This window comes from Vibrio sp. ES.051 (assembly GCF_002563795.1).
Lineage (GTDB): Bacteria > Pseudomonadota > Gammaproteobacteria > Enterobacterales > Vibrionaceae > Vibrio.
On sequence record NZ_PDJL01000004.1, the window covers coordinates 1,417,941 to 1,441,453 of the forward strand.

The window sequence follows — 23,513 nt, forward strand, 5'->3', positions numbered from 1 at the left end:
TCAGCATCTGATTATCTTGATGCTGCGCATTGGGCATCTCTTATAAAAAAACACAGTCCAAACTAAGAGGACTCAATGGGAATTATTTATGTCTAATTGGAGTATCAGAAACAAACTTTTACTCGCACTCGCTTGTTTAATGCTTGTGATAATTGGGGGAATTTTTTTATCCATTACGCTATCACTGAAAGAGGTAACGACAAAAACCACCGATTTTTCGGCTAAAATGCTCGAAGAGAACACGGTAGAAACCATAGCGTTCGCGACAAAGAGCGCGGAAGAAGAAGTAGAACAGTACATCAACTCGGCATTAAATCTCGCAGAGGCTTTCTCTTCAACTCTTGAAGCAACATCGTTAAAAAATGATGGTTACCCTCTCGACAGGAAACAAGTCGAGGCCATCACTCAAGAATTGCTCGTTGACCATCGTGAATTCAGCGCTCTGTACACCTACTTTGAACCTAATGCTTATGACAATTTAGACAACCAGTTTGCTTCTCGTGGCTTAAGCCACAGCACGGACAGTGGTTCTTTAGAAGTCTATTGGTATCGAGATGGTTCAGAGGTCATTCAAGAGCGTATTACCGATTCAGATGAAAAATACGACGGTAGCCTTAACGAGTTTGGTAAGCGCAATGCAGAATGGTACCTATGCAGCCTAGAGACAAAAAATAACTGCATATTAGAACCTTACCGCGAAGAGGTTAGCGATGGCATTTCCCAACTGATGACCAGTATCACCTACCCTGTTTTAGACGGTAATACTTTCTTGGGGATGGTTGGCATTGACATATTTTTGCCAGAATTACAAAAGTTAGTCACTCAACTCTCTGACGGCCTGTTTAATAACCAAGGCGAAATGCTCATCATTTCTGAGCAAGGGACGATCATCGCTGATAGCGCGTTAAGTAATGCTGCTGGGCAATCACTCAAAGCGGTGAATCCAAAATTATGGGCGCAAATAAAAGACGTCAATAATCAAAGAGAGCAGAGTACTCAAGATTCATTGATATCGGTGAGTGAAATTACACTAACAAAATCGTCAAAATGGACTTTAGTTTATCTATTGCCTAAGTCTGTCGCATTAGCCGATTCCATCACCTATCAAAAGATACTCACTTCAAGTTTTAATGAGATTAATTCGACATTAGCCATTCAAGCACTCATTGGTTTGATCCTTGCGCTCGTTGTGATTAGCGTGATGCTCACTAGCTTTACTAAGCCATTGGTCAATATGAGTAAACACTTTCAAACTCTTGCCAGCAGTGACGGGGATCTGACGATAAACATTCCTAGCCAGAAGCATAAAGAATTGGATGAAATGGCCACCGGCTTTAACAACTTTATTGATAAATTCAGAGCCATGATTGTGATAATGAAGAGTCAATCTAGAGGCATAGGCACGAATTCCGAGTCTCTGTTGCAATCCTCCAATGCTTCAAAACAAGCAGCACAAAGTCAATCTTCTGAAACCGACAGTATAGCAACAGCAATGAACGAAATGGCTGCGACTGCGCAAGAAGTGTCTGTCCTCGCTCAAAACACCTCACAGGAAGCCAATGAATCAGACAGGTTGTTAAATAAAAGCTTAACCATGTTTACTAAAACGCTTTCAGATATTCATGTGGTTGCCAAAGATATGGATACCGCGTGTGAAAGGATGTCGCAAGTGGCATGCAGAAGCGAAGATATCTCAAAAATATTGGACGTTATTAGAGATATAGCAGAACAGACCAACTTATTAGCACTGAATGCGGCGATCGAAGCTGCCCGTGCTGGTGACACTGGACGTGGTTTTGCTGTGGTTGCAGATGAGGTGCGCAACCTTGCTTCCCGTACCCAACATTCGACCGAAGAGATTGACGCGCTAATTCATAGCTTACAAACTGAAGTTGATAGCACGGTAAATCAAATAGAAATAAATAGAGATAAAGTATCGAGTGCGGTTAAAGATGTCGAAAGCAGCAATCAAAGCTTACAAGATATGACGAGCATCATCGGTAGTATCACAAGTAACTCAATGCAAGTGGCGACAGCTGCTGAAGAGCAAAGCTCCGTGACCGAAGAAATCAATCGCAATATCACCGCGATAGTGGATACAGGACGACAACTTAATCATCTCTCTGAGGAGGTTGAAACCATTAGCCAAGAGATGGAAAGCTCAATTTCTGAACTCGATAAACAACTCAATATGCTTAAGTCATAAGTTCCGCGACCGCAATTCACCCTCCCCACAAACCCCGGCTGACTGAATAAGCTGGGGTTTATTAACACTCAAATTTAGCCTTCATTACTATACGTTGGTTTCATTCATTGCATTACATGGGGTGACTAACGTATACATTGCTTAGATCTCACTTACATATCAGTGGTATAGGTCTTATTTTCAAAAGCAAATTCTCTATCTATTTGTACTTGTTACACAATCGGTGTTTAATACCTTTAGTTCAATTTTCTAGCCAGTAAAGGTTCTCTATGGCAACGATCAAAGATGTCGCGAAAGAAGCCGGTGTTTCTGTCGCCACGGTTTCACGTGTGATCAACAAATCCCCCAAAGCGAGTCAACGCTCCATCGACTCCGTGACCAAAGCAATGAAACAGTTAGGTTATCGTCCCAATGCTGCCGCTCGAGCATTAGTCAGCCAAAGTACCACGACCATGGGCGTTTTGGTCGGTGATGTGTCCGACCCATTTTTTGGCTCAATGATTAAATCCATCGATCGCATCGCACACAATAACGGCAAACATCTTTTGATAGGCAATGGCTACCACAACGCAGAAGATGAACGCCAAGCGCTCGAATTACTCATTAATAGCCGTTGTGATGCCATTGTCATTCACTCTAAAGCCTTATCGAATGAGGAGCTGGTCAGTTACGCCAATGAAGTAAAAGGCATGGTACTGATAAATCGTCATATTCCACAATTAGCTGAGCGTTGCATTTCCCTTGATAACCAAAAAGGCGCGTACATAGCAACAGAGTATTTGATCCGTCATGGGCATCACAAAATAGCGCATATCGCGTCCTCTCATCACATTGAAGATACCCAAGAGCGTCAACAAGGGTATCAAGCCGCACTCAAAGAACATGGCATCGAATTACCCAAAAGCTATATCGAATACGGCGAGCCAAATAGTGACGGAGGCGAAGCTGCAATGACTAACCTGTTAACTAAATCACTCGAATTTACTGGCGTGTTCGCCTACAACGACTTTATGGCGGCAGGTGCTTTAGCGGTGTTGAAAGAAAATGACATAAGAGTGCCAGAAGACGTCGCGTTGATCGGTTTTGATGACGGGTTAATTGCGCGTTTTGTTCATCCTGGCTTAACCACGATTCGCTACCCGATTGAGATGATGGCAGAACGTGCGGCACACCTCGCCTTAGCCTTATCACGTGGTGAAATTATTGAAGAAGAAACCGCTATATTTAGTCCAACGCTAGTGCGCAGAAACTCGGTATAAGCGTCTTACCACATGCGGAAACAGCGTTGATTTCAGTTTGAAATATCGGCGATCACGTGCAGAGGGGCGTAATCGAGGCCAAACAAGCGATCAACTTGCGCAAGGTATAATTCCGCAGTAGCAACGGCATCACTGAGTGCGTTATGGGCTTGATACTCAGGTAGTTCATGCCCTTCCCTAATTGAGCTTAAGCGCCAATCAGAACGGACAGGCCGTAATTTTTCACGGTACTGCTCAATTTTTAACGTATCCAACCATATTAAGGGCAATGTCGGTTGTTCAAACTGCGCTCTGACATAGCTCTCTAAAAAACGTTTTTCCATTACGCTGCCATGCGCAATGAGAATTTTTCCCACCATCGCATCAAACAGTTGAAAAAAAGCCGCATGTTCATCGATGCCGAAAGTGTCTAGTGTTTCAGGCCTTAAGTGGTGGATTTTTACCGAGTCGGCAGTTGCGGCGACTGGCTGATTGATAATAACGTGTCGAGCACTCCCCAAATGAATCTGATTTTGGCGAACTTCAACCCAACCCATACTCAAAACTTTGTCTTGTTCAGCATCAAAGCCGGTGGTTTCGAAGTCTAAGACTAATGTATTGAGGGACTTGATATCAGCGACGGCACTGGGCAACGGCGTGCGCAACAGCGCATTCAGCGATGCTGGTAAATGCGCCGTTTCAAGGTTATTACGCTCGGTTTCTAACTGCGCAAAATGTCGTGAGTATGGACGAAACATATTAGGCACCAAACTTCATTTTTAACGCATCTTGATAGCCGCCAATAATTCGGAATGCATCTTTTAAATGCTGTCGTTCAAAGCTGCCAAACCGGTCAGGAAAGATTAAGTTTGTCACACTGAGCCCTTCTCGCAGGCACTTCAGGTGATGAGAATACCTCATTTGCGTGACATAACGATAGGTGCCAATTAAATCCTGATATGAGTTTTCGTTCAGCACTCCATGCTCAAACGCGAACTGAATTCGCTCCTCCGTCGAGAGCGTTCCTCCCGCCCCACCGCTGAGCGCATAAATTCTCGCAATATCCACCAGCAAGCCAATCGCCGCTTTTTTTATGTTCAGCGTTTTTCCATCACTATGGTCACTTTCTAAGACTAAGTTGTTAAATATTCCCAAAGGCGGGCGATCCGTGAGCAAGTTTCTCACCAGTGCCGACATCAAACGTGGGTTATTTTGAATGCACTCGTTACGATAATGGTCTATTTGATCAAACAGGCTCTCATCCCCCGCGATAAAGCGTATCTCTAAAAAGACGTTTAAGTTAAGCAGCAAATCGTATTCAGGGTTATTCGCCCATTTACGATAGTATTGTTTCCAAATAAATAGCGGTTGGTTCCATTTTGAAGTGGCCGCCATAAAGCGTCCACTACACAGTGAATATCCACAGGCGGCTAACCCTTTACAGACATACATTGCCAAGTGCTGAAAATAGAATCTATCAGCCTCTGTGGCGGAATCCTCGAGCACCAACGCATTATCTTGATCCGACCCTAAATGCACTTCACCTCTGGCATGCGACCCAGCGGCTAACCATGCGTATCGACAAGGTGGCGTCCCGACCGTTTGTTCTGCCAACTTGAGTAATTGTGATGTGAAGGCATCATAAATCATGCTAAGTACTTGGCCGATAATAGTAGCAGGCAAATGCGCTTCGACCATTGCCTCGAATACAGACTGACGTTCATTCGTTAAGCCGATGAGTGCATCTAATGTGTCACAATAACCAATTTTCTCTATCAGAAAGATGGCTTGAACACTGTGTTTTTGAATCAATTGTTGCGGAGTAATTAAGCCGACTATCTGTTTATCGTGGTTAATCAGTGGGACATGTTGAATGTTATGTTTCATCATAAGGTGAACGGCAGAGAGAACCAGTTCATCCTCTGTGAGCGTTTTAGGCTCAGCGGTCATGATATCAACAATAGGCCGAGAGACATCCATCGCCTCCGCCACCACACGATTGGTGATATTTCTCTCACTGACCATTCCAATTAATGCTCTACCTTCTACAATCAGCGCACACGAACAGCCTTGATGAGCGCGCATTTTTTTTGCCACGGTTTGGATGCTCATATTCGGACTGACTAAAACAATATCTGAGAGTGCCACTTCTTTTACCGTCTTAAAATACAGCCCCTTTTCAGCCTCAAGCAATTCAGTATTCACACTGGATTTAAGCCGATGATTCGCGTCAATCGCGAGCTGGTCAGCAACCGACCCAAGGTGAGCCACTTTACTCAGTAATCTGGCATAGTTAAATTTATAAATCAGACAGCTTTCAACGGTCACTATCTGATAATTGTCTTGTTCTAAGTTAAAACCGAAGACATCATTTTTACCTAGTCGAGCCCTCAGGTTCCCGTTGGGTAAGCGCTGCTCAATCACCCCTGATCGGATAATATAAAGATTCCGCTCTTGCGAGTCGTTCAGTGAAATATGTTGCTCTTTTCCCCAATAAAGAATATCAGCATCAGTGGCAATACTGTCTAGGATGTCATCGGGGATGCTAGAGAATGGCGCGATCGTTTTTAGAAAAGAAACCACATTAGGCAATAAGGTAGAATCCATAGGTACTCCGTTTATACCCTAGATGTTCAGAAATTGTGCGAGACAAATAAAAAAGCTCCGCCAGTGTATAGCGGAGCTTAATCAACGGTCTACTTACCAGAATAGTGCATAGAGAACGGTCAGCACGATCATAATTCCGTAAGCCGCGATATTGAAGCTGCGATCAGTGGCAAACATAGATGCCGTGACACTGATACCTTTTGGATCATCATCGTGAACAGAAGTACTCAAGCTAGTCAGAGCAATCACCACAATGGTAAACAGCAGCGTGTATAGCATCTGGTTCATAAATGGCATCGCAATTGGCATAAACTTCAAGAACAACGCAAAAGGAATAGACGCAACAACACCAATAATGGCACCTTTGCTGGTTGTTTTCTTCCAGAATAGACCTAACAAGAATACGGCTAGAATGCCCGGGCTAACCAGACCAGTGTACTCTTGAATATATTGGAATGCCTGACCAATACCACCTAACATTGGCGCAATAAAGCAAGCAATAACCAGCGCAATAACGGCAGCTGAACGACCCACGTTCACCAGTTTATGGTCACCTGATTCAGGGCCAATGTACTCTTTGTAGATATCCATGGTAAAGATAGTCGCTGTCGAGTTAAGCATAGACGCTAACGAAGAAACGATCGCAGCGGCTAGTGCTGCAAAGACGACTCCTTTCACACCGACGGGTAGGAATTGAGTCAACCAAGGGTAAGCTTTATCAGCATGTGCTGCACTTGGCAGGTTGGTTGCGCCCACCTCACCAAGGTTGGCCAGTAGTTGGGCATCAGAAGTAATGACGTAAGCAGCAATGCCTGGAATAACCACTAGGAATGGCACAATCAATTTCAAAAATGCCGCAAACACAATACCTTTTTGTGCTTCAGCGATCGACTTAGCGGCAAGGGTTCTTTGAATAATGTATTGGTTGAAACCCCAGTAATATAAGTTAGCAACCCATAAGCCACCAATCAGTACCGCGATACCCGGCAGGTTCATGTACTGTGGGTTACTTTGATCAAGAATCATCTCAAAGTGGCCAGGTGCTGCGTCGACCATTTTTGACATGCCGGCCAACCAACCGTCATCACCACCAATATAGCTAACCGCCATAAAGGTCGTCATGAAACCACCAAGGATCAGGAAAAACACCTGAATAACATCGGTCCAAACCACCGCAGATAAACCACCGTACACCGAGTAAACCAAAGCAAACAGTGCCAAGCCCACAATAGAGTATATTAACGGGATGCCTAAAATGGTTTCTAGCGCCAAACCACCCAAGTAAAGTACCGAAGTCAGGTTGACGAAAATGTAAAGTGAGATCCAGAAAATCGCCAAAATGGTTTTGAGCTGCTTATTGAAACGCTTTTCGACAAACTCAGGGATGGTGTAAATCCCTTTTTCAATAAAGATAGGTAAGAAGTATTTACCGACGATAACCAGCGTGATGGCAGCCATCCATTCGTATGACGCAATCGCTAATCCAATCGAATAGCCAGAGCCGGACATACCGATAAACTGTTCTGCTGAAATGTTTGCAGCGATCAGTGACGCACCAACCGCCCACCAAGGAAGGGATTTACCTGCAAGGAAGTAATCCTCTGTACTTTTTTGCACCCCTTTCTTGTCACGGGACACCCAAAGTCCCACACCAATAATAATTGCGACATAAATAGCAAACACCATTATGTCGATGGAGCTTAGCCCATGTTCTACATTAGACATTTGTTTCATCCTATAGTTTGTTTACGCCGATTAGTGTAAACGTTACCACAAAAGCAAAATGCAACATAAATCACAGATATCAGCACAACCTCGCAATAAGACGCACAATGCGTGAATGATCACAATTATTTAGCTTGATACTTTTATCAAAGTAGAAAAACACAACACGGCAATGTAAACGATAACAAAAAACGCTTGGGAAAGGAGTTAATTTAGAAAAATAACCGTTATTCTCAAACCACATCGACGCCTCGTTTAAAGTAAACAAGCACTACTATTTTTTGAGAATGGTGAAAAAGATAGATGCTCAATCAGCGTCATAGTTTGCACAGTGGGCTATGGGATTTCTGGCTTGAGTCTTTTGCAAACTCAACCCCACTTTGAAGTGAACAAGGACTGTGGTTTCGTAGGTGGAATGGCGGAGAATTTCCGAAGGATTTGATGATGAGATCGTGTTAATAACACACTTTCGAAGGATGAGTTGCCTTGGCTCACAGGGTTTGTCACGAGTTTTAATTAGAATATTAGCTATTCACATTATTGTCGCACCTGCAAACCAAGTCACTCTTACTATAAAACACCTTGAAGTCATTGACGCATACAAGGTGGATTAAAGCTTTTATCTCGCGTTTTTAGGCGTCGCCATGCTTTTCACACCATTACGGCATAGTAAAAAGTACCCCAGTGATGCCATCAGAATTGAGTCCAGTGATGGGATGCCCGTTAGTGTAAATATGTCATTAACGGTCGCAAAGCCAACCAAAGAGCCGATTCCCCACGCGACGAATGTCATTGGCTTGATTGCCTTTTCCGTTTCAAGCAGAGCTTGGTCGTAGCCTTCGCGGCGATTCATAAAGAAATCTGCGATATAAATACCCGCAATAGGTGGCGTCGCAATTCCTAGGAATAGTAGGAAAGGAATAAACCACGCCATGATCTCCATGCTGCCAAGTACCGTTGCTAATAGGCCTAATGCGACGGTGATCTTCCACTTAGGAATTTTACTTAACAGTGTCGATACCACTAATGTGCCTTGGAACATATTACCGGCGTTACCAGTGATACAAGCAAATACCAGTAAGACAGCAGCAGGAAGCGTCGTTCCAATCACCGCCATGGCGCCGAGCAATGAGCCCTCAGAAGTAAGCGAGCTAGGTACTGCGCCGACAAAGAACAGCACTGGATAGGCCAAGCCAAAGGTTAATACACCGGCAATCGCTGCGTGCTTGCGATTATGAACAAAGCTACCGAAATCTGGCGCAGTCGCGACTAACACGATAATCGTCCCGACAACTGAAGAGACTGCCGCACCGAATGGGAGTTGCCCTAGTTTCTCTGTTGCGACTACATCGCTGCCTGTCGCAAGGAACAGCACCACAAACATAAGAACAACAATCACAGGCACGGCCACTTTAGACACTTTGCCCAGTATTTCAAAACCAAACGCCGTGGAAGCAACAAAAATAACACAACCAATGGCGACTAATACCGGGATCGGCACAGACACACCAAAACTACCCAATACATCATGAACACTGTGACCAAACATATTGGCCGTAACAGCAATCCAACCAAATAAGCTGATCGCCATGATCACGTTAATGGCGATGGCTCCTTGATTACCAAAAGAAAACTTTACGATACCGTAAGTCGGCAACCGTGCTTTTTGGCCGATAGAAATGTTGATCACCGCCAGAACCGTTAAGATAATACTCCCGATAGCAATAATTAACGCGGCGTTGCCCAGTTCAAGCTGGCTACCCAAACTCGAAGAAGCCAACAGCACAGGGGTAATCAGGATACCCAGTAGAATCATGGCAATCTGAATACCAGAAGCGGTAGTCGGAGCGTCATCACTTTTTCTATTATTACTCATAATTCAAAACCTTTTGTTCGATTTTTATTATTGTTTCCAGTCATCTCAATGTAGGGACTAGCGATGAAGCTAACGAGATGACTGGAATCAGATGATGGAAGTTAGCTCAATGTTTGCGTATATTTGCGCCAACCACCGGTATGGGTAATTTCTTGCTGGCCCTCAACTAAGCAAGGTTCGCCTAGTACACCGAGTATCTCGCTGCCATCGGCTAAAATGACTTTACCAATCGAGAGACCCGCAGGTTCATTGCTCAGTACCGTCGCAAAAGCGTCCATTGGTAGTGACCAGATTTCTAAATCGACAGAGTTGTTCTCTTCGGTGGTACGAATCATTGCTGGGTGATCATCATTGATTGACCACAATCTATAATGCTTATCGGTGACATCTTCACGCACGAATTCTGCCCCAACGTTAATTAAGTTAGGATTAAGTTTTAAGCCACGCATTAGTGTGCCGTTTACTGCTAGTAGCGTCGTTTGTGTTGTTGACATGGTGCTCTCCAAAAAAGCCCAGCGCACTGGGCAAAATAAAATCAAATTACTGACGAATCCAAGTGCCTGTTGTACCGTCAAGCGCTTGTGAAAGTGTGTTAGCTTGGGTGATTAAACCTGCGCCTTGTGGGTTTGAAGCGATAAATTTCAATAATGCTTCAACTTTTGGCTTCATCGAGCCTTCTCCAAACTGACCTTCATCACACAACGTCTGTGCTTGCGCAGGCGTTAAGTTATCAAGCCATTGCTCGTCTGGTTGCCCAAAGTTAATCGCGACTTTTTCGACCCCAGTCGGAATGATTAGCATGTCTGCCTTGAGCTTTTCGGCCAATAATGCGGAAGCAACGTCTTTATCAATCACAGCCTCAAGACCAGTGAGATTGCCTTGTGCATCGCGCTCTACCGGAATACCGCCGCCGCCACAAGCAATCACTAAAGCACCGCTTGCGACTAAGTTTTCAATGCTTGAAAGCTCGACAATCTCAAGAGGTTGTGGACTTGCGACACAACGACGCCAACCGCGTCCAGAATCTTCCATAATGCTCCAACCTAAGGTTTCAGCATTTTTTTCTGCCACTTCTTGGCTCATAAACGAACCAATAGGTTTATTAGGCTGAGCGAAGGCGGCATCGTTTGGGTCCACACACGTTTGTGTGACTAAAGACACCACTGGGCGTGAAAGATTACGGCGATTCAATTCGTTGGCTAAGGCTTTTTGGAACATATAACCAATGGCACCTTGGGTATCGCCTACCGCGTAATCAACCGGTACGGGTGACACTTCATGTTCCGCCAACTCTGAGCGGCGAAGAATGAAACCGACTTGAGGGCCGTTACCGTGTGTAATCACTAAGTCCCAGCCACGCTCAATCATATCAACCAAATAACCGACGTTTTGCTCAACGGTATGGTATTGATCGTTAATCGAGCAGTGCTCGTTATCATCAATTAACGCATTGCCACCAAAAGCGATGACAGCTAAAGGACGTTTACTCATAGTGATTCCTCTGTATTACGTTGAGCGTCTAATGCACGCAGTGCATCAACAAAACATTGCATTGGCGCGCTCGTAATCCCGGCACCAATTTGGCCAATACCCGCCTGTTTATGAGCGATACCCGTATTGATGATTGGGAGCACGCCGCTATCTGCGACTTTACGTGCATCGACCCCAGCAGCAGTGGGAGCAAAGTTCAGTGCAGGCAAGGTAAAGGCAGGATTATTGCCAATCGTAATCGTCTGCATTGAGCGGCTGTTATTAGTGGCATCGTCTGGCGTACCACCAACAAACTTGACGATTGCAGGAGAAGAAGCCATCGCAAAACCACCAACACCGGCGGTTTCCGTAATCGCACTGTCGCCTAAGTCTGCCGCGGCATCTTCGACGCTAAAGCCAGGAAAGAACAAGCCATTAACTGGATTGGCTGGCGCCTGGAACCACTGGTTGCCCGTCCCAGAAAGTTGAATGCCGAAGTTAACGCCATTTCGTGCCATTACGGTCACCATGGTGCTATTCGCTACGCCTTCAGCGGCTTTCAACATGCTTTTGCACGCCGCCATTGAAAGGTTGAGGAAAAAGTGATCATTACCAGTGATAAAACCGATCACACGTTCAAGCTGGCTTGGCTCAAGCTTTGCCGACAACAACGCTGGAAGCAGTTGCTTCAACAATAACCCTGTGGCAGCCGCGTTACGGTTATGAACTTCATCGCCCATGTGCAGCGCTTGCGCCATAATTGGCTTAAGCTCTAGGCCATTCATTTGGCGTACTGCCGCTTTCATCGCTTGCGCAAGCTCAGTTCCCATCCATTCAAGACGTTCAATCACATCGCGGTTATTGGCACCAAAACGCAGAACTTTACCTAGCCCTTCGTTAAAGTTGGAAAAGACCCGCTCAGTGCCCGTTTCGGTTTGGTTTTCGACCACCCAAACTGGCATTGAACGACTGATGATCCCCGCCATCGGACCGACGGCATCATAGTGATGACAAGGTTCAAAAACGACCTCTCCAGAGTCGATCATAGCTTGCGCTTGTTCGATGTCTTCGGCCCATTTTTCAAATACAATCGCACCAAGAATCGCGCCTTGTACTGGTCCACACATATCAGCCCACGCAATCGGTGGCCCCGCATGTAGGATCAGTTTGCGCTCCGCTAAGGTGGGAATCGCTTCACCCGCTAACATCACATCAACAAGTGTTGGTTGGGCGGCTAAGTAACGCCCCATCGCGATCTGGTTCGCTTGTTCAATATCAACCGCATTGGTCAGCTCAGCAAGCGCTAAGCCTCCTGCCATGTCACCATTTGCCGGCGGCTGCCAATTCAGGGCAATCGCGGTGCCGCCTGCACGGTCTATATTGGTTGCAAAGCTGGTTAAACCAGCGTTAAGGACCGTCAGTTTTTGATTGAATAAAGCTTTCATTCTGCTCTTCCTTATTGATTTTGCTGGTTAATGATAAGTGTTGCGAACTCTGCTGCTTGAGCGTTGCAGTCAGCAATGATGACACCTTGCTCAGTTAACATTTGGCTGATTAGTTCACGTGATTGGGGATCAGAATCCGTACCACAGACATGCGCAATGAATACCGGAAGCTGGTCTTGCTCTTTTTTCAGCCCTTCAATCACTGCAATCAACTCGTCTAGTGGCTGCTCCGATGCGCCGTAACCCAACACCACGTCAAATAGCACGACGGCGGTTTGTGGATCGCGAGCTTCTTGAATAATGCGTTGGTTGCGCAGTGTCGGGTCAATCATTGGGTGCGGACGACCTTGAGTAAATTCATCGTCTCCTAAATCAACAATGGTGTGACCCTGACTTTCCCAAATGTTATTTAATGAGTGGTAGGCGGTCACCGGCGTATTGGAATACCCCGTAATGTCTGCCTTATCGCAAATTAACTGAGCTTCAAAACAGAAGGTACCACCAGCAAAAACACCACGAACATAACGCTGCTCTGCGTTCAAAGCTTCGGCATGGGCAAGCACGGTGCTTTTGGTGGTTGGTGGGATGCTTTCAGGCGCATTAACGGTTTGCTCATTCAGTAGTGCAACCGCGACTTCAGCGGAATGTGCTAATGTCTCCGCCGAGTAAACACCATCGCGCTGAATATGCTCGTCTGATGCACCAAGGAAGTGCACTACCACAGGCTTCACTGTCGACTGGGCCACTTTTATAATACGCTCAGCAATCTCTTGTGCTGGCGGTTTTGATATCAGCACAATAACGCGGGTTTGCTCATCTTCAATTAATGCTTGTAAGCCCGTCAACATTGAAATACCACCGACCTCTTGGTGCAAGTCGTGACCACCGGTTCCTAATGCTTGAGAGATACCAGCGCCTAGTTGGTGTACGCGACACGTTGCTTCTTGTAATCCGGTCCCCGACGCAGCAACGATACCGATCTCACCTTGGCGAACCACGTTTGCAAAACCCAATGGCGTACCATTAATGATGGCGGTACCACAATCCGGCCCCATGACGATGAGGTTTTTCTTTTGTGCTAATTGTTTAATTTTCAGCTCATCCTGTAATGGCACATTGTCACTGAACATCATGACGTTAAGGCCAAGGTTGAGCGCTTTGATGGCTTCCGCTGCCGCGTATTCACCAGGAACTGAAATCAGTGCTAAATTCGCGTCTGGATTTTGCTCTAAACCTAAAGCGAAGCTCGTTAGAGGCTGAACAAAATCGCTTTTGCTGCTCGCTTCGTGGCTATGTGATGTCAGCTGTTCTTCCGCTAACGCGATCGCTTCATCGCACGCTGCCTCTTCACCTTTTACGGCAATCACTAAATCGTTTGGTTTCGCACTAATGTCAGAACCAAAGCCTGCATCAGCCATGCGGCTCAAGTTAGCTTCGGTGCCCATGACAACCGACGCATCTTCAATTCCGTCGAGTTTATTTAATTGTGCTGATAACTGCATCAAAGAGACTGAGTCCTGATACATATTTTCAAATGCTTTATATTTAACTGTCATAAATAACCACTTTTATTGGCATCAATAATAGATCAATAACTATTTAGGCATACGATTGACTAATATTGATTGAGTTGTAATTGATGAGCTCCAAATAAAATACCCGAAACAATGTCACAGCCGGAGCTAGAACCTATTTCAAGTACATTATGTAATGCTTTTTCCACTTCACTCTCTAAAGTGGAAGTAAAAATTGAATAGACTAACCATAAAACGGGTTGGGAAATGTCGCCTTTACTCGCTTGCTGCAAATAATGAAGACTCACCTCGTTTGTCTTCTGCCAGTTTGACTGACATGACTTAACCATCGTAGATAGCACCACAGAGCAGGTATGGCTTAACTCTGAAAATTCTTTGCTTACGTAAGTGAGTAAAGCAAACACACCGCATATAAAATCATCGCCAGACGGTGTTAACCCCTGCCCTTTTCCAATATTCTCTGTAATTAACTCAGGCTCAGAAAATAAGTTAAAATTGAAATAAAGTGCTTTCTCTCTTAAGTATTCAAGATGGCTTTTAATATTTAAGTTATCACTTTCATTTTTATTTATATGTTGCGTAAAACAACTTTCTAAATAACGGATGTTATTAAGTAACCGTTTTTCTTGATACTCTCTCGGCTTTGGTGGACGGCACCACCATTTCGCGCTTCGGCTATCAATCGTGAGTAGAGGCTGAGCCTCAAAACGCAAAATACCACCACGATAATAGACCCTATCCTTCACTTGACATTGTTTAAAGATAGGCTGACTTGCCATTGCTACCTTTAACCCACAAGGCGTATTTGGCAGAGAAAGATCAAGTAAGGAAACCCATGGTGCAGTTGGGTCATTGGTGACAATGTTGATGGCTTTATCAAACACACTGTGAATATAGCCATCAAACGCCTGTACTGGGTATAGGTTCCCTTTCTCGTGAGCGAATAACATCGCTAATTAACGATTATTTAATCGCTTCCATGATCGATTTTGAGTTTGATACCCAACCAAAAATACCACCTTGTGCTTTGATCATATCTAGGGCGTATTTTTGGAAATCTGGGAAGTAAGAACCGACACAGTCTTCAGGAATGATGCATTCATAGCCACGATCGTTCGCTTCACGAACGGTTGTGGTAACACACACTTCTGTCGTGACACCACAAACGATCAGCGTTTTGATGTTACGATTTTGCAGAATTAAGTGAAGATCTGTTTGATAGAATGCGCCCTTGCCAGGTTTGTCGATGATCGGCTCACCAGCGATTGGGTATAGTTCAGGAATAATGTCATGACCTTGTTCGCCACGGATCAGAATTCGCCCTTTCGGTCCCATTTCACCGATGAATGTCTTACCACCACGCGTTAGCTTCGCCGCTGGGCAGTCCGTTAGATCAGCACGATGGCCTTCGCGAGTGTGAATGACCGTCAGGCCAGCTTCACGGGCCGCTTCAACCACGGCCATGCACGGCTCAATTGCAGTACGTACCAATGAGACATCATTACCAAGTGCTTCACCAAAGCCACCGGGTTCAACGAAATCACGCTGCATGTCGATCATGACAAGAGCTGTTGTTTTAGGATCAAATTCTAGGGCAAAGGGTTCAGCATTAAATGACTTAATCATAACTATCATACCTTTTGTTATTAGTGTTTATTGACGCTCTTTTGCGTACGTAAGGAGTGTATAGTGGCGATGAGAACAAAAAAAGTGAGAAAATAAGGGCTCAATCATCAAAATAATTGACCAATCAATAGAGGGGTAAGACCTGTATCACATCAACCGCACGGTTGCTGGTGATAACACTGCAAATAGTAAAGCCCACTGATAACTCAACGAAGTTTTTGCATCAAATCATCAAAATTTCGCGTCATTTTAGTGCCAAAAGTGAGAGCTTGGTTGGGCAACCACCGCAGAAAGTAACACTTAACGCAAATGGGCTTTTACTAGTGAGCGAGATAGTTAGTCAATTGGTACGCTCATATCTATACTAGCTATGCCAATTGAACTTATGTTCATTCTTAATCAGATAGTCGACACACCATTCCAACACGGGGCTTTCGCGCTGAGCATGCCAAGCATAAAACAGTTGCGTCGGTTGCTTATGCTCTATGATGGCTTTTTTCAGTACCTTACCTTGGTTGAGCTGTTCTTTAATCCGATGGTGAGGGATATAACCAATCCCAATGCCGTCCTCAATCATTTGAGTTGCCGTGGTTAATTCAGGAGCGTAGATCATGGTTTGCCCAGTAAGTGACCATGAGATTCGTGGTGATATATGTTGCGAGGTATCGCGAACCACCACAACCGGATAGCCGCGCAGTTCTTCGGTGGTCAGGGTACCCACATGAGAAGCTAACGGGTGGGTTTGGCCGACAATAAAATCCCACTCGACAAGGCCGATAGCATGATAAACAATACCTTCCAATTTAGGCGGGGAGTTTGGCGCACCGATAACCAGATCAGCACGACGTCCATACAGAGCATCCCAACAGCCATTATACACTTCGGTTTTGATCCCTATTTGTGTCGCAGGGAAGTGTTGGTTAAGTTGACTCACCAGCTCGGTAATGCCTCGGCGATTAATAATGTTGTTGATCGCAATATCAAACGAGACATCGACACCACGGCTAATCATGGTGCTGTTACGTACCAGCTCTTCAAACGAATCTAACATCCAGCGGCTTTGTTCAATAAAGTAATGCCCCGCTGGCGTTAACCTCACTTGTCGCCCCGTACGGTCGAACAAAGTAAAGCCAAGCTCTTGCTCGAGCTTCTTCACCGTATAGCTTACCGCGGAAGGTACTCGGTTTAACCGCTCAGCAGCGACGGCAAAACTGCCAGAATGGGCAATGATATGAATAGTTTTCAACGACTCTTTCGATAATGGCATAGCAACAATCACAATATAATAATCGTCTCTAATATACCTAAATTCTAGAAAAATTGCTTTCAAGTTTATCAATAGTGGTAATAAATTACACAGTGCGGGTCGAGGGTATGATTGGTAGTCGCGCCATTAACCTGATAACTCTCTATTAAAGGAGGAGCCGGAAATGCTTTTCTTGGAGAGAAGGAGAAAATCTAACAACCAAGCAAAGTGGTATCACTTCACTTGGTTCCTAGCGTTGACCTGACGATAGATATTATTTTGTATTTGTTGTAGGTATAGGGGATAACAGCGCTTCTAACTCTTCTGGGGTGAGTATGTCTCTGACGCTTAGCATTCTGCGCTCGTCATCGAGTGCTATTTTGGTATGATTAAGTAAGTACCTTTTTTGCATTGGTGTTAAGTCTTTGAGCGACTCAATCAGTGCCCTAAAATGATGATTGTTCATTGCCATACTTTCCCCCAAGTTTAAGCCTTTTAATTTGTTTTATCCCATATTTTCAGTAAGCAAAGATGTGTTGACTATTGGCTGCGCCAGCTGAATATTAACTATAGTTACATCTCAACGATTTGCCGCAGTATTATCTTTATCTTTATCTTTTCTTGGACTTTGATGTAACGGTCGATATATATTTATTCACGACCAAACCGTCGTTACTAGCAGCATTGATAGATGAGAGGCGTGGGGTTGGTGGCAGCGTAGTATGGCGCAGAACATCTTGGTTAGGGCAACTTGTGGGATTTCCCCCTATATTGAATATCACAATAAAGCGGCTAAATCGCTCACTGATTGAGTGGCACCACAAGTTACCTCTGTCTTTTATAAAATAATTAGAAGCTTACTTTATCTTCATCAAAGTAATAACGTGCTGGCGCGATATCCATACCGCCCGTCACAGACAGACAGACCCCGGTAATGAAGCTAGCAGCATCACTTGCTAAAAAATTTACCGCATGAGCGATATCTTCTGGTTTGCCCATCCGTTTGATCGGTTGAGTAGATAAAAAGTTATCGATGAACTCGTCGTTTAGATTCTCTTTGACCGCATTCGTCGCGATCATCCCAGGTAATACGGCGTTACAACGTATATTATATTTAGCGTATTGAATTGCGATTTGACGAGTCATATGGTTAATCGCATTTTTGGCCGTACCATACGAAATACTGGACATTTCTGCACTCAATGAAGAGAGAGACGAGATGTTCACGATACTTCCTGCTCCACTCTTAACCATATGTGGCACCACGCATTTGACCGGAATAAAAACACTGTTAATATTTGCCAACATGTTTTTTTCCCAGTCTTCCGTTTCGGTATGAGCAAGGTCACGATCTTTCTTCAGATCCACACCACCGAAATTATTGACAAGAATGTCTATTTTTCCTTCCTGATTAATGACTTGCTCTATCATTGGTGGATAGGTAGTGTTATCAAAAGCGTTAAAAAATAGACTGTAGGCAGTCCCGCCACGCCGATTAATTTCTTGAACGGTTTGCTCAGCAAGTTTTTTGTCCCAATCGGCAACAAACACTGTCGCCCCGCTTTGGGCGAGGTTTAATGAACATGCTTTACCAATACCATCGGCACCCGCGAGGATTAAAGCAACTTTATTGTTTAACGTTGTCATTAGCTCTCCCTATATGTTGTCTGAAGGTCGAAAACCATTGTTTCATATACTATAAATATTTTCACCCCTATGGACCAACGTTGTCACCGATGGAGCTAACAGCACTTTAATTTCTCAAAAAATAAACAAACACGCCCTTTATAATAAAGATCGCGTTTGAAAAAATGGTTGTATGATTAGCTTCTCAGCTATGAGGACCACCTTCCCTAATACTTCGTTATGCCACAGAATTAACCATCGTTTTTTGTTTCATTCAAGTGACGAAACTCAGTCCAAATTTTTGCACAATCGTCACGATTGTCCTCAATATGGACCATATTTAATGTCGATGTGTCACTACCGTCTAAATAATCTCTTAGCTGCTGATCTGAAAAACCATGCTTGGCCGCGTCTAAGTGGGTAGATGCGTAGTAACATGTTTTTATCCCTGCCCATAGCATCACCGACACGCACATTGGGCATGGTTCGCATGTCGCATACATCACACAATCTGATAGGTCTAAGGTATCCAGCTTCTTACACGCTTCACGCACCGCAACCATCTCTGCATGACCAGAAATATCCATGTCTTTGAGCACCGTATTGGCAACTGAACAAACAACCTCGCCATTTCGTGTTAGAGTCGCACCGAAAGGTCCCCCTGTGCCTTCACGCATACCTTCAATAGTGGCATCGCACGCGAAGTGAAAGTACTTATCCATATCTTTGTTTTCTTTTAAGTTACACATGATATTTCTCCGTCTTACAAATAATATGAGTAAGGTTTATTTAGCCATTTGTACGAGCACCAACCACTAAAAATTAAGGCTCGCAAGAACCTTCAACAAGTACTCTGAATCCATCGCACACATCGCTCTTTTATGTTTAATACTCGCTTTCAAAGTCGTCTCACTCTTCAGCATGTTTAAACACATCTGTCTGATCCTTGCGAAGTTCTCTGCACTTTCTTCCGCTCGTTTTCGGCAAGCATCTTCACCAAATGTCGTATCGAGGGACCAATGCATCGACTCGACCAACCAATGTGAACGCGTTGCATTTAACAATTCTTTAGCATTTAAATTCTTCGAGCTAATGTAGTATCTCACCGTGATTTCTGACTCTTTCGCCACGGCTTCTTCTTGTCTCACAGAAACAACGATACCCATCGTTTTTAGCTCGGGCCAATCAAACTCTAAATCACCTAAAACGCTTAAATCTGTGTTGGTTAATGCCAACCTGGTTTCTTGTCTGCCACGTGATTTTTCTTGTGTGCTGTAAGAATCACCATCGTGTTTTTGTAGCATACTCATATCGAAATAATTATCGAATGCTTGCTCTAAACGACCTTGATTACCTTTCACCGCCAATAAGTAATCTGCGTTTTTGTTTAACACTTTTTGAGCAATTTTCTTTTGGCATCCCATCGCGTCAATAGTGACTAAACAACCTGATATATCAAGCAGTTCGAGCAACTCTGGGATGGCGGTGATCTCGTTGCTTTTTTCGTAAACTTTATGTTGTCCGAGACTAACACCATTTTCAGTCGCAAAAGCGTTCACCATGTGAATTGCGCCTAAGCCACGAGAGTCATCATAAGAGCCCCTGACAGTCTTACCATCAATGGCAATGACTTCACCTTTAGTGAGCTCACAGCAATCTTTCATCCATTCAATGAAGCACTTTTGTAGTCGAGTCGCATTAATCATTCCCATCGCTCTGGCTATCGTCGATGTTGATGGTATGCCATGGCTAAAATCACCAAGTCGCTTCAAGAAATCCAACTTAGCTTCACCGTAAAGGCTAATCGCTTTCCAGTCGTCTTGACCAGAAAGCACTGCACAAATTGTTAACAGAATGATATCGGTTAACTTATGTTCGACTTTGCCTTGTTGTCGGTAATCTGGAATGACATCGAAATGCATAAATGGGTGCTGGTTACTCATCGTTGGACCTCCAATTTGTCTATGGAGGTATTAAAAAACACTGAAAATGATCTACAAATCGATCATCAGACAATTGGTTGTTATGTGATAACGCTAACTAGTGAGATTCTAAAATTGAGAACTCACTACGCCACGAACCCTTTAAACATGGGCATGTACGTGAATTTTCCCTGCCTAAACCATTGTGCCGTAAACACTAAATTCAAAACAAATCGAAAATGCCACGCGTTGCGAATCTGCCTTAAACGCTTTGTTAGGTTTGTAGCTTCGTGGTCTCTGTATGAACTCTTTTCTACAAATCTACGTAAACAAAAATACACCAAACATTAGCGGAGTCATTCATGTTTTCTCTTTTTAAGAGCAATCCAGCCAAAAAACTCAAGAAACGACACTCAATGCTACTTGAGCAAGCTATGCTCGCCCAGAGGAAAGGCGACATTAGGACTTACTCTCAATTGACCGCCGAGGCAGAAGAGATTTTTAAGCAGATAAAGGATATTAATCCTTCAAAAACCTAACGCCGCATTAAGGCGAAAAGACAAGTAAGTTTAACTATTATATATCAATAAGTTAACCTAAAAATTATAACCTCTTTAAAGATTCATGTAGCGAATATGTAGCTTTAGGATTGTACATATTTCTTAAAACTCTAGACAGTCCACAAGTGCTTTCTGACGCATGTTTGGACATTACCGAGTTACGATGCAGGAGAGTATTCCGACTTTTCGGATAAGCTACAGTACTGAAAAGCATATACACCACAAGCTAAACTCAGTATGCCGCTACCAATCTAAATGAACTTAGGAGCTGTACCCAAAACAACTTCATGATTTCTGAGAATCGACTCAACACCTCTACATGCAGTCTATGTTTAATAAAAACTGTGATTTTGATCATAAGAAATATATTTATAGTCTTCAATCATTCTTACTCATTAACTTTTCAAAAAATAAAACCTTTACATAGCCTATCTTTAGTATGCCGATTTCATATAAGGAGAAATTGTATGCGACAATTAGGAACATGGGGATTGGCTATGTTAGTGGTACTGAGTGCTAACGCATCCGACCCCAAAGACGCAACTAAATTCACAATAGATGTAAACAACCAAGTCAAACAATACTTACCATTTAGTGACAAGAAGGACTTTGAGAACGCTCAAAAAGGCTTTATCGCCAAGCAAGATATGGTAACAATCAAAAACGAAAAAGGCGACGTTGTTTGGGACCTCGAAGCGTATAAAAAGTACATAAGCTTAGACAAACCTTCTCCTGACACTGTTAACCCAAGCTTATGGCGTAATGCCCAATTAAACATGATCAATGGCCTGTTTGAAGTTGCCGATGGTATCTATCAGGTTCGCGGCTACGACTTATCCAACATCACATTTATTAAAGGTGATACTGGGTGGATTGTATTTGACCCGCTTATTTCACAGGAAACAGCGAAAGCAGCACTGGATTTTATCAACAGCGAATTAGGTGAAAGACCGGTTACTGGCGTTTTCTACAGCCATAGTCACATCGACCACTTCGGTGGCGTACGAGGCATTGTCGATGAAAAAGACGTGATCTCAGGCAAGGTTCCTATCGTCGCTTCTCTGGGCTTTACCGAACATGCCGTATCTGAAAACGTAATTGCGGGTAATGCAATGGGTCGAAGAGCAGTTTACATGTATGGTGCTCTACTGCCAAGAAACGAAAAAGGTGGTGTAAACGGCGGTTTGGGTCAAACGACGTCTACTGGCGTGGCAACAATGATCAAGCCAACCGATATCATCGAGAAAACTGGTGAAGAACGTACAATTGATGGCGTTAAAATGGTTTTCCAATACACTCCAGGTACGGAAGCGCCAACCGAAATGAATATCTGGTTCCCAGAGAAAAAAGCCCTTTGGATGGCAGAGAATACCACCAACACAATGCACAATATCTTAACCCTCCGCGGTGCTCAGGTTCGAGATGCGTTGAAATGGTCAAGCTACTTACAAGAAACCATTGATATGTGGGGCGATGCTGTGGAGGTGAAGTTCCAAAGTCACCACTGGCCAATGTGGGGTCAGGAAGACATCGTTAAGTACTTTAAAAAACAACGTGATATGTATAAGTACACTCACGACCAAACAGTTCGTTTGATGAACCAAGGCTACATTGGCTCAGAAATTTCAGAGATGATCGAATTTCCAGACGAGATTGGTAAAAGCTGGAGTTCTAGAGGCTACTACGGCACCTTACGCCATAACAGCCGTGCGGTTTATCAGCGCTACATGGGTTGGTACAACGGTAACCCATCTGACTTAAACAATCTGCCACCAGCGGATGCCGCAGTTAAGTATGTCGAATACATGGAAGGCGAGCAAGAAGCCATCAACAAAGCACAAGCTGACTTTGATAAAGGTAATTATCGTTGGGTTGCCGAAGTGCTTAAACATGTCGTGTTCGCTAACCCTGAAAGTGAAAAAGGGAAAGCACTACTAGCGGACGCCTATGAACAAATGGGTTATCAAGCCGAGTCTGGTCCTTGGCGTTCGGTTTATCTACAAGGGGCTTATGAGTTAAGAAACGGCACTCCTAGTGCAGGCGGTACTAATGTTGCCTCTCCTGACATCATTAAGAATATGCCACCAGAGATGTTGTTCGACTACCTAGCCGTGCGAATCCTACCAGAGAAAGCGGCCGGTAAAGCGTTTGTGATGAATCTGGATTTCACTGATCTCGACGAAAGATACTCTTTGTATGTTGAAAACTCAGTACTTAACCATACGAAGAAGCTCGCTGAAAAGCCTGACGTTTCACTGGAACTGACTAAGGCTACGTTAGATGACGTTCAGCTTGGTAACATCACCTTAGAGAAGGCGATTGCAGACGGCTCTATCAAACTGGATGGTGACCCGCAAGTATTGAAAGACTTTGTAGGAATGTTAGATAACTTCAACTTCTGGTTCAATATTGTAACACCTTAGGGAGTAAG

At 44.1% G+C, this 23,513-nt stretch carries 19 protein-coding genes; 4 read left to right on the forward strand and 15 right to left on the reverse strand.

Translation table 11 applies throughout. From position 1 onward, the window contains the following. Positions 1-88: 88 nt before the first annotated feature. Complete coding sequence (locus ATG66_RS12940; protein WP_098415685.1) at positions 89-2,206, forward strand: methyl-accepting chemotaxis protein; 2,118 nt, start codon at positions 89-91, stop codon at positions 2,204-2,206. Positions 2,207-2,475: 269 nt separating this feature from the next. Next, a complete protein-coding gene (locus ATG66_RS12945) occupies positions 2,476-3,465 on the forward strand; it encodes a substrate-binding domain-containing protein (RefSeq protein ID WP_098415686.1) in 990 nt (329 codons plus the stop codon). 32 nt (positions 3,466-3,497) lie between these two features. Here the strand turns inward: ATG66_RS12945 and ATG66_RS12950 are convergent, their stop codons facing one another. The 15 genes from ATG66_RS12950 to ATG66_RS13020 form a co-directional block, all read right to left on the reverse strand. Next, positions 3,498-4,202, reverse strand: coding sequence for a 3'-5' exonuclease (locus tag ATG66_RS12950; protein WP_098415687.1), 705 nt, complete (start codon positions 4,200-4,202; stop codon positions 3,498-3,500). Position 4,203: 1 nt separating this feature from the next. Next, positions 4,204-6,051, reverse strand: a complete 1,848-nt coding sequence (locus ATG66_RS12955; protein WP_098415688.1) for a DUF294 nucleotidyltransferase-like domain-containing protein — start codon at positions 6,049-6,051, stop codon at positions 4,204-4,206. Positions 6,052-6,144: 93 nt separating this feature from the next. Next, complete coding sequence (locus ATG66_RS12960) at positions 6,145-7,776, reverse strand: sodium/sugar symporter (RefSeq protein WP_098415689.1); 1,632 nt, start codon at positions 7,774-7,776, stop codon at positions 6,145-6,147. A gap of 619 nt (positions 7,777-8,395) precedes the next feature. Then, positions 8,396-9,652: a cytosine permease gene (locus tag ATG66_RS12965; protein ID WP_098415690.1), complete on the reverse strand. Its 1,257-nt coding sequence runs from the start codon at positions 9,650-9,652 to the stop codon at positions 8,396-8,398. Positions 9,653-9,753: 101 nt separating this feature from the next. After that, entirely contained in the window at positions 9,754-10,146 is a 393-nt protein-coding gene (locus ATG66_RS12970) for an allophanate hydrolase-related protein (RefSeq protein ID WP_098415691.1), read from the reverse strand. Between the two features lie 46 nt (positions 10,147-10,192). Continuing rightward, positions 10,193-11,143: a carbamate kinase gene (locus ATG66_RS12975; RefSeq protein ID WP_098415692.1), complete on the reverse strand. Its 951-nt coding sequence runs from the start codon at positions 11,141-11,143 to the stop codon at positions 10,193-10,195. After that, positions 11,140-12,567: a DUF1116 domain-containing protein gene (locus ATG66_RS12980; RefSeq protein ID WP_098415693.1), complete on the reverse strand. Its 1,428-nt coding sequence runs from the start codon at positions 12,565-12,567 to the stop codon at positions 11,140-11,142. The genes ATG66_RS12975 and ATG66_RS12980 overlap by 4 nt, the downstream gene beginning before the upstream one ends. An 11-nt stretch (positions 12,568-12,578) precedes the next feature. After that, on the reverse strand, positions 12,579-14,123 hold the full coding sequence (gene fdrA / locus ATG66_RS12985) for an acyl-CoA synthetase FdrA (RefSeq protein WP_098415694.1): 1,545 nt from the start codon (positions 14,121-14,123) through the stop codon (positions 12,579-12,581). A gap of 59 nt (positions 14,124-14,182) precedes the next feature. Further along, positions 14,183-14,986, reverse strand: coding sequence for a DUF2877 domain-containing protein (locus ATG66_RS12990; protein ID WP_179885662.1), 804 nt, complete (start codon positions 14,984-14,986; stop codon positions 14,183-14,185). 79 nt (positions 14,987-15,065) lie between these two features. Then, entirely contained in the window at positions 15,066-15,728 is a 663-nt protein-coding gene (locus tag ATG66_RS12995; protein ID WP_098415696.1) for a cysteine hydrolase family protein, read from the reverse strand. Between the two features lie 364 nt (positions 15,729-16,092). Beyond that, a complete protein-coding gene (locus ATG66_RS13000) occupies positions 16,093-16,995 on the reverse strand; it encodes a LysR substrate-binding domain-containing protein (RefSeq protein WP_098415697.1) in 903 nt (300 codons plus the stop codon). 253 nt (positions 16,996-17,248) lie between these two features. Then, positions 17,249-17,440, reverse strand: coding sequence for a hypothetical protein (locus ATG66_RS21055; protein ID WP_098415918.1), 192 nt, complete (start codon positions 17,438-17,440; stop codon positions 17,249-17,251). Between the two features lie 383 nt (positions 17,441-17,823). Next, complete coding sequence (locus tag ATG66_RS13010; protein ID WP_098415698.1) at positions 17,824-18,621, reverse strand: SDR family NAD(P)-dependent oxidoreductase; 798 nt, start codon at positions 18,619-18,621, stop codon at positions 17,824-17,826. 230 nt (positions 18,622-18,851) lie between these two features. Next, positions 18,852-19,349 (reverse strand): nucleoside deaminase, encoded by a 498-nt coding sequence (locus ATG66_RS13015; RefSeq protein ID WP_098415699.1) that lies wholly within the window; start codon positions 19,347-19,349, stop codon positions 18,852-18,854. Between the two features lie 66 nt (positions 19,350-19,415). Further along, a complete protein-coding gene (locus tag ATG66_RS13020; protein WP_143699687.1) occupies positions 19,416-20,543 on the reverse strand; it encodes an ISAs1 family transposase in 1,128 nt (375 codons plus the stop codon). A 341-nt stretch (positions 20,544-20,884) separates the two neighbouring features. On the opposite strand from ATG66_RS13020, the gene ATG66_RS20590 reads away from it, so the two are divergent. Together ATG66_RS20590 and ATG66_RS13025 are read left to right on the forward strand one after the other, a co-directional pair. Next, complete coding sequence (locus tag ATG66_RS20590) at positions 20,885-21,061, forward strand: DUF6435 family protein (RefSeq protein WP_143699689.1); 177 nt, start codon at positions 20,885-20,887, stop codon at positions 21,059-21,061. 518 nt (positions 21,062-21,579) lie between these two features. Beyond that, complete coding sequence (locus tag ATG66_RS13025) at positions 21,580-23,505, forward strand: alkyl/aryl-sulfatase (RefSeq protein WP_373560846.1); 1,926 nt, start codon at positions 21,580-21,582, stop codon at positions 23,503-23,505. Positions 23,506-23,513 lie beyond the last annotated feature (8 nt).

Excerpts from the sequence above, each read along its gene's own strand:
- ATG66_RS12955 (WP_098415688.1), bottom strand. The coding sequence starts at position 6,051 with ATGGATTCTACCTTATTGCCTAATGTGGTTTCTTTTCTAAAAACGATC.
- ATG66_RS12945 (WP_098415686.1), top strand. The coding sequence starts at position 2,476 with ATGGCAACGATCAAAGATGTCGCGAAAGAAGCCGGTGTTTCTGTCGCC.
- ATG66_RS12980 (WP_098415693.1), bottom strand. The coding sequence starts at position 12,567 with ATGAAAGCTTTATTCAATCAAAAACTGACGGTCCTTAACGCTGGTTTA.
- ATG66_RS13020 (WP_143699687.1), bottom strand. The coding sequence starts at position 20,543 with ATGAGTAACCAGCACCCATTTATGCATTTCGATGTCATTCCAGATTAC.
- ATG66_RS12995 (WP_098415696.1), bottom strand. The coding sequence starts at position 15,728 with ATGATTAAGTCATTTAATGCTGAACCCTTTGCCCTAGAATTTGATCCT.
- ATG66_RS12950 (WP_098415687.1), bottom strand. The coding sequence starts at position 4,202 with ATGTTTCGTCCATACTCACGACATTTTGCGCAGTTAGAAACCGAGCGT.
- ATG66_RS12975 (WP_098415692.1), bottom strand. The coding sequence starts at position 11,143 with ATGAGTAAACGTCCTTTAGCTGTCATCGCTTTTGGTGGCAATGCGTTA.
- ATG66_RS12970 (WP_098415691.1), bottom strand. The coding sequence starts at position 10,146 with ATGTCAACAACACAAACGACGCTACTAGCAGTAAACGGCACACTAATG.
- ATG66_RS21055 (WP_098415918.1), bottom strand. The coding sequence starts at position 17,440 with ATGAACAATCATCATTTTAGGGCACTGATTGAGTCGCTCAAAGACTTA.
- ATG66_RS13025 (WP_373560846.1), top strand. The coding sequence starts at position 21,580 with ATGTTAGTGGTACTGAGTGCTAACGCATCCGACCCCAAAGACGCAACT.
- ATG66_RS13015 (WP_098415699.1), bottom strand. The coding sequence starts at position 19,349 with ATGTGTAACTTAAAAGAAAACAAAGATATGGATAAGTACTTTCACTTC.
- ATG66_RS12965 (WP_098415690.1), bottom strand. The coding sequence starts at position 9,652 with ATGAGTAATAATAGAAAAAGTGATGACGCTCCGACTACCGCTTCTGGT.
- fdrA (WP_098415694.1), bottom strand. The coding sequence starts at position 14,123 with ATGACAGTTAAATATAAAGCATTTGAAAATATGTATCAGGACTCAGTC.
- ATG66_RS13010 (WP_098415698.1), bottom strand. The coding sequence starts at position 18,621 with ATGACAACGTTAAACAATAAAGTTGCTTTAATCCTCGCGGGTGCCGAT.
- ATG66_RS13000 (WP_098415697.1), bottom strand. The coding sequence starts at position 16,995 with ATGCCATTATCGAAAGAGTCGTTGAAAACTATTCATATCATTGCCCAT.
- ATG66_RS12940 (WP_098415685.1), top strand. The coding sequence starts at position 89 with ATGTCTAATTGGAGTATCAGAAACAAACTTTTACTCGCACTCGCTTGT.
- ATG66_RS12960 (WP_098415689.1), bottom strand. The coding sequence starts at position 7,776 with ATGTCTAATGTAGAACATGGGCTAAGCTCCATCGACATAATGGTGTTT.
- ATG66_RS20590 (WP_143699689.1), top strand. The coding sequence starts at position 20,885 with ATGTTTTCTCTTTTTAAGAGCAATCCAGCCAAAAAACTCAAGAAACGA.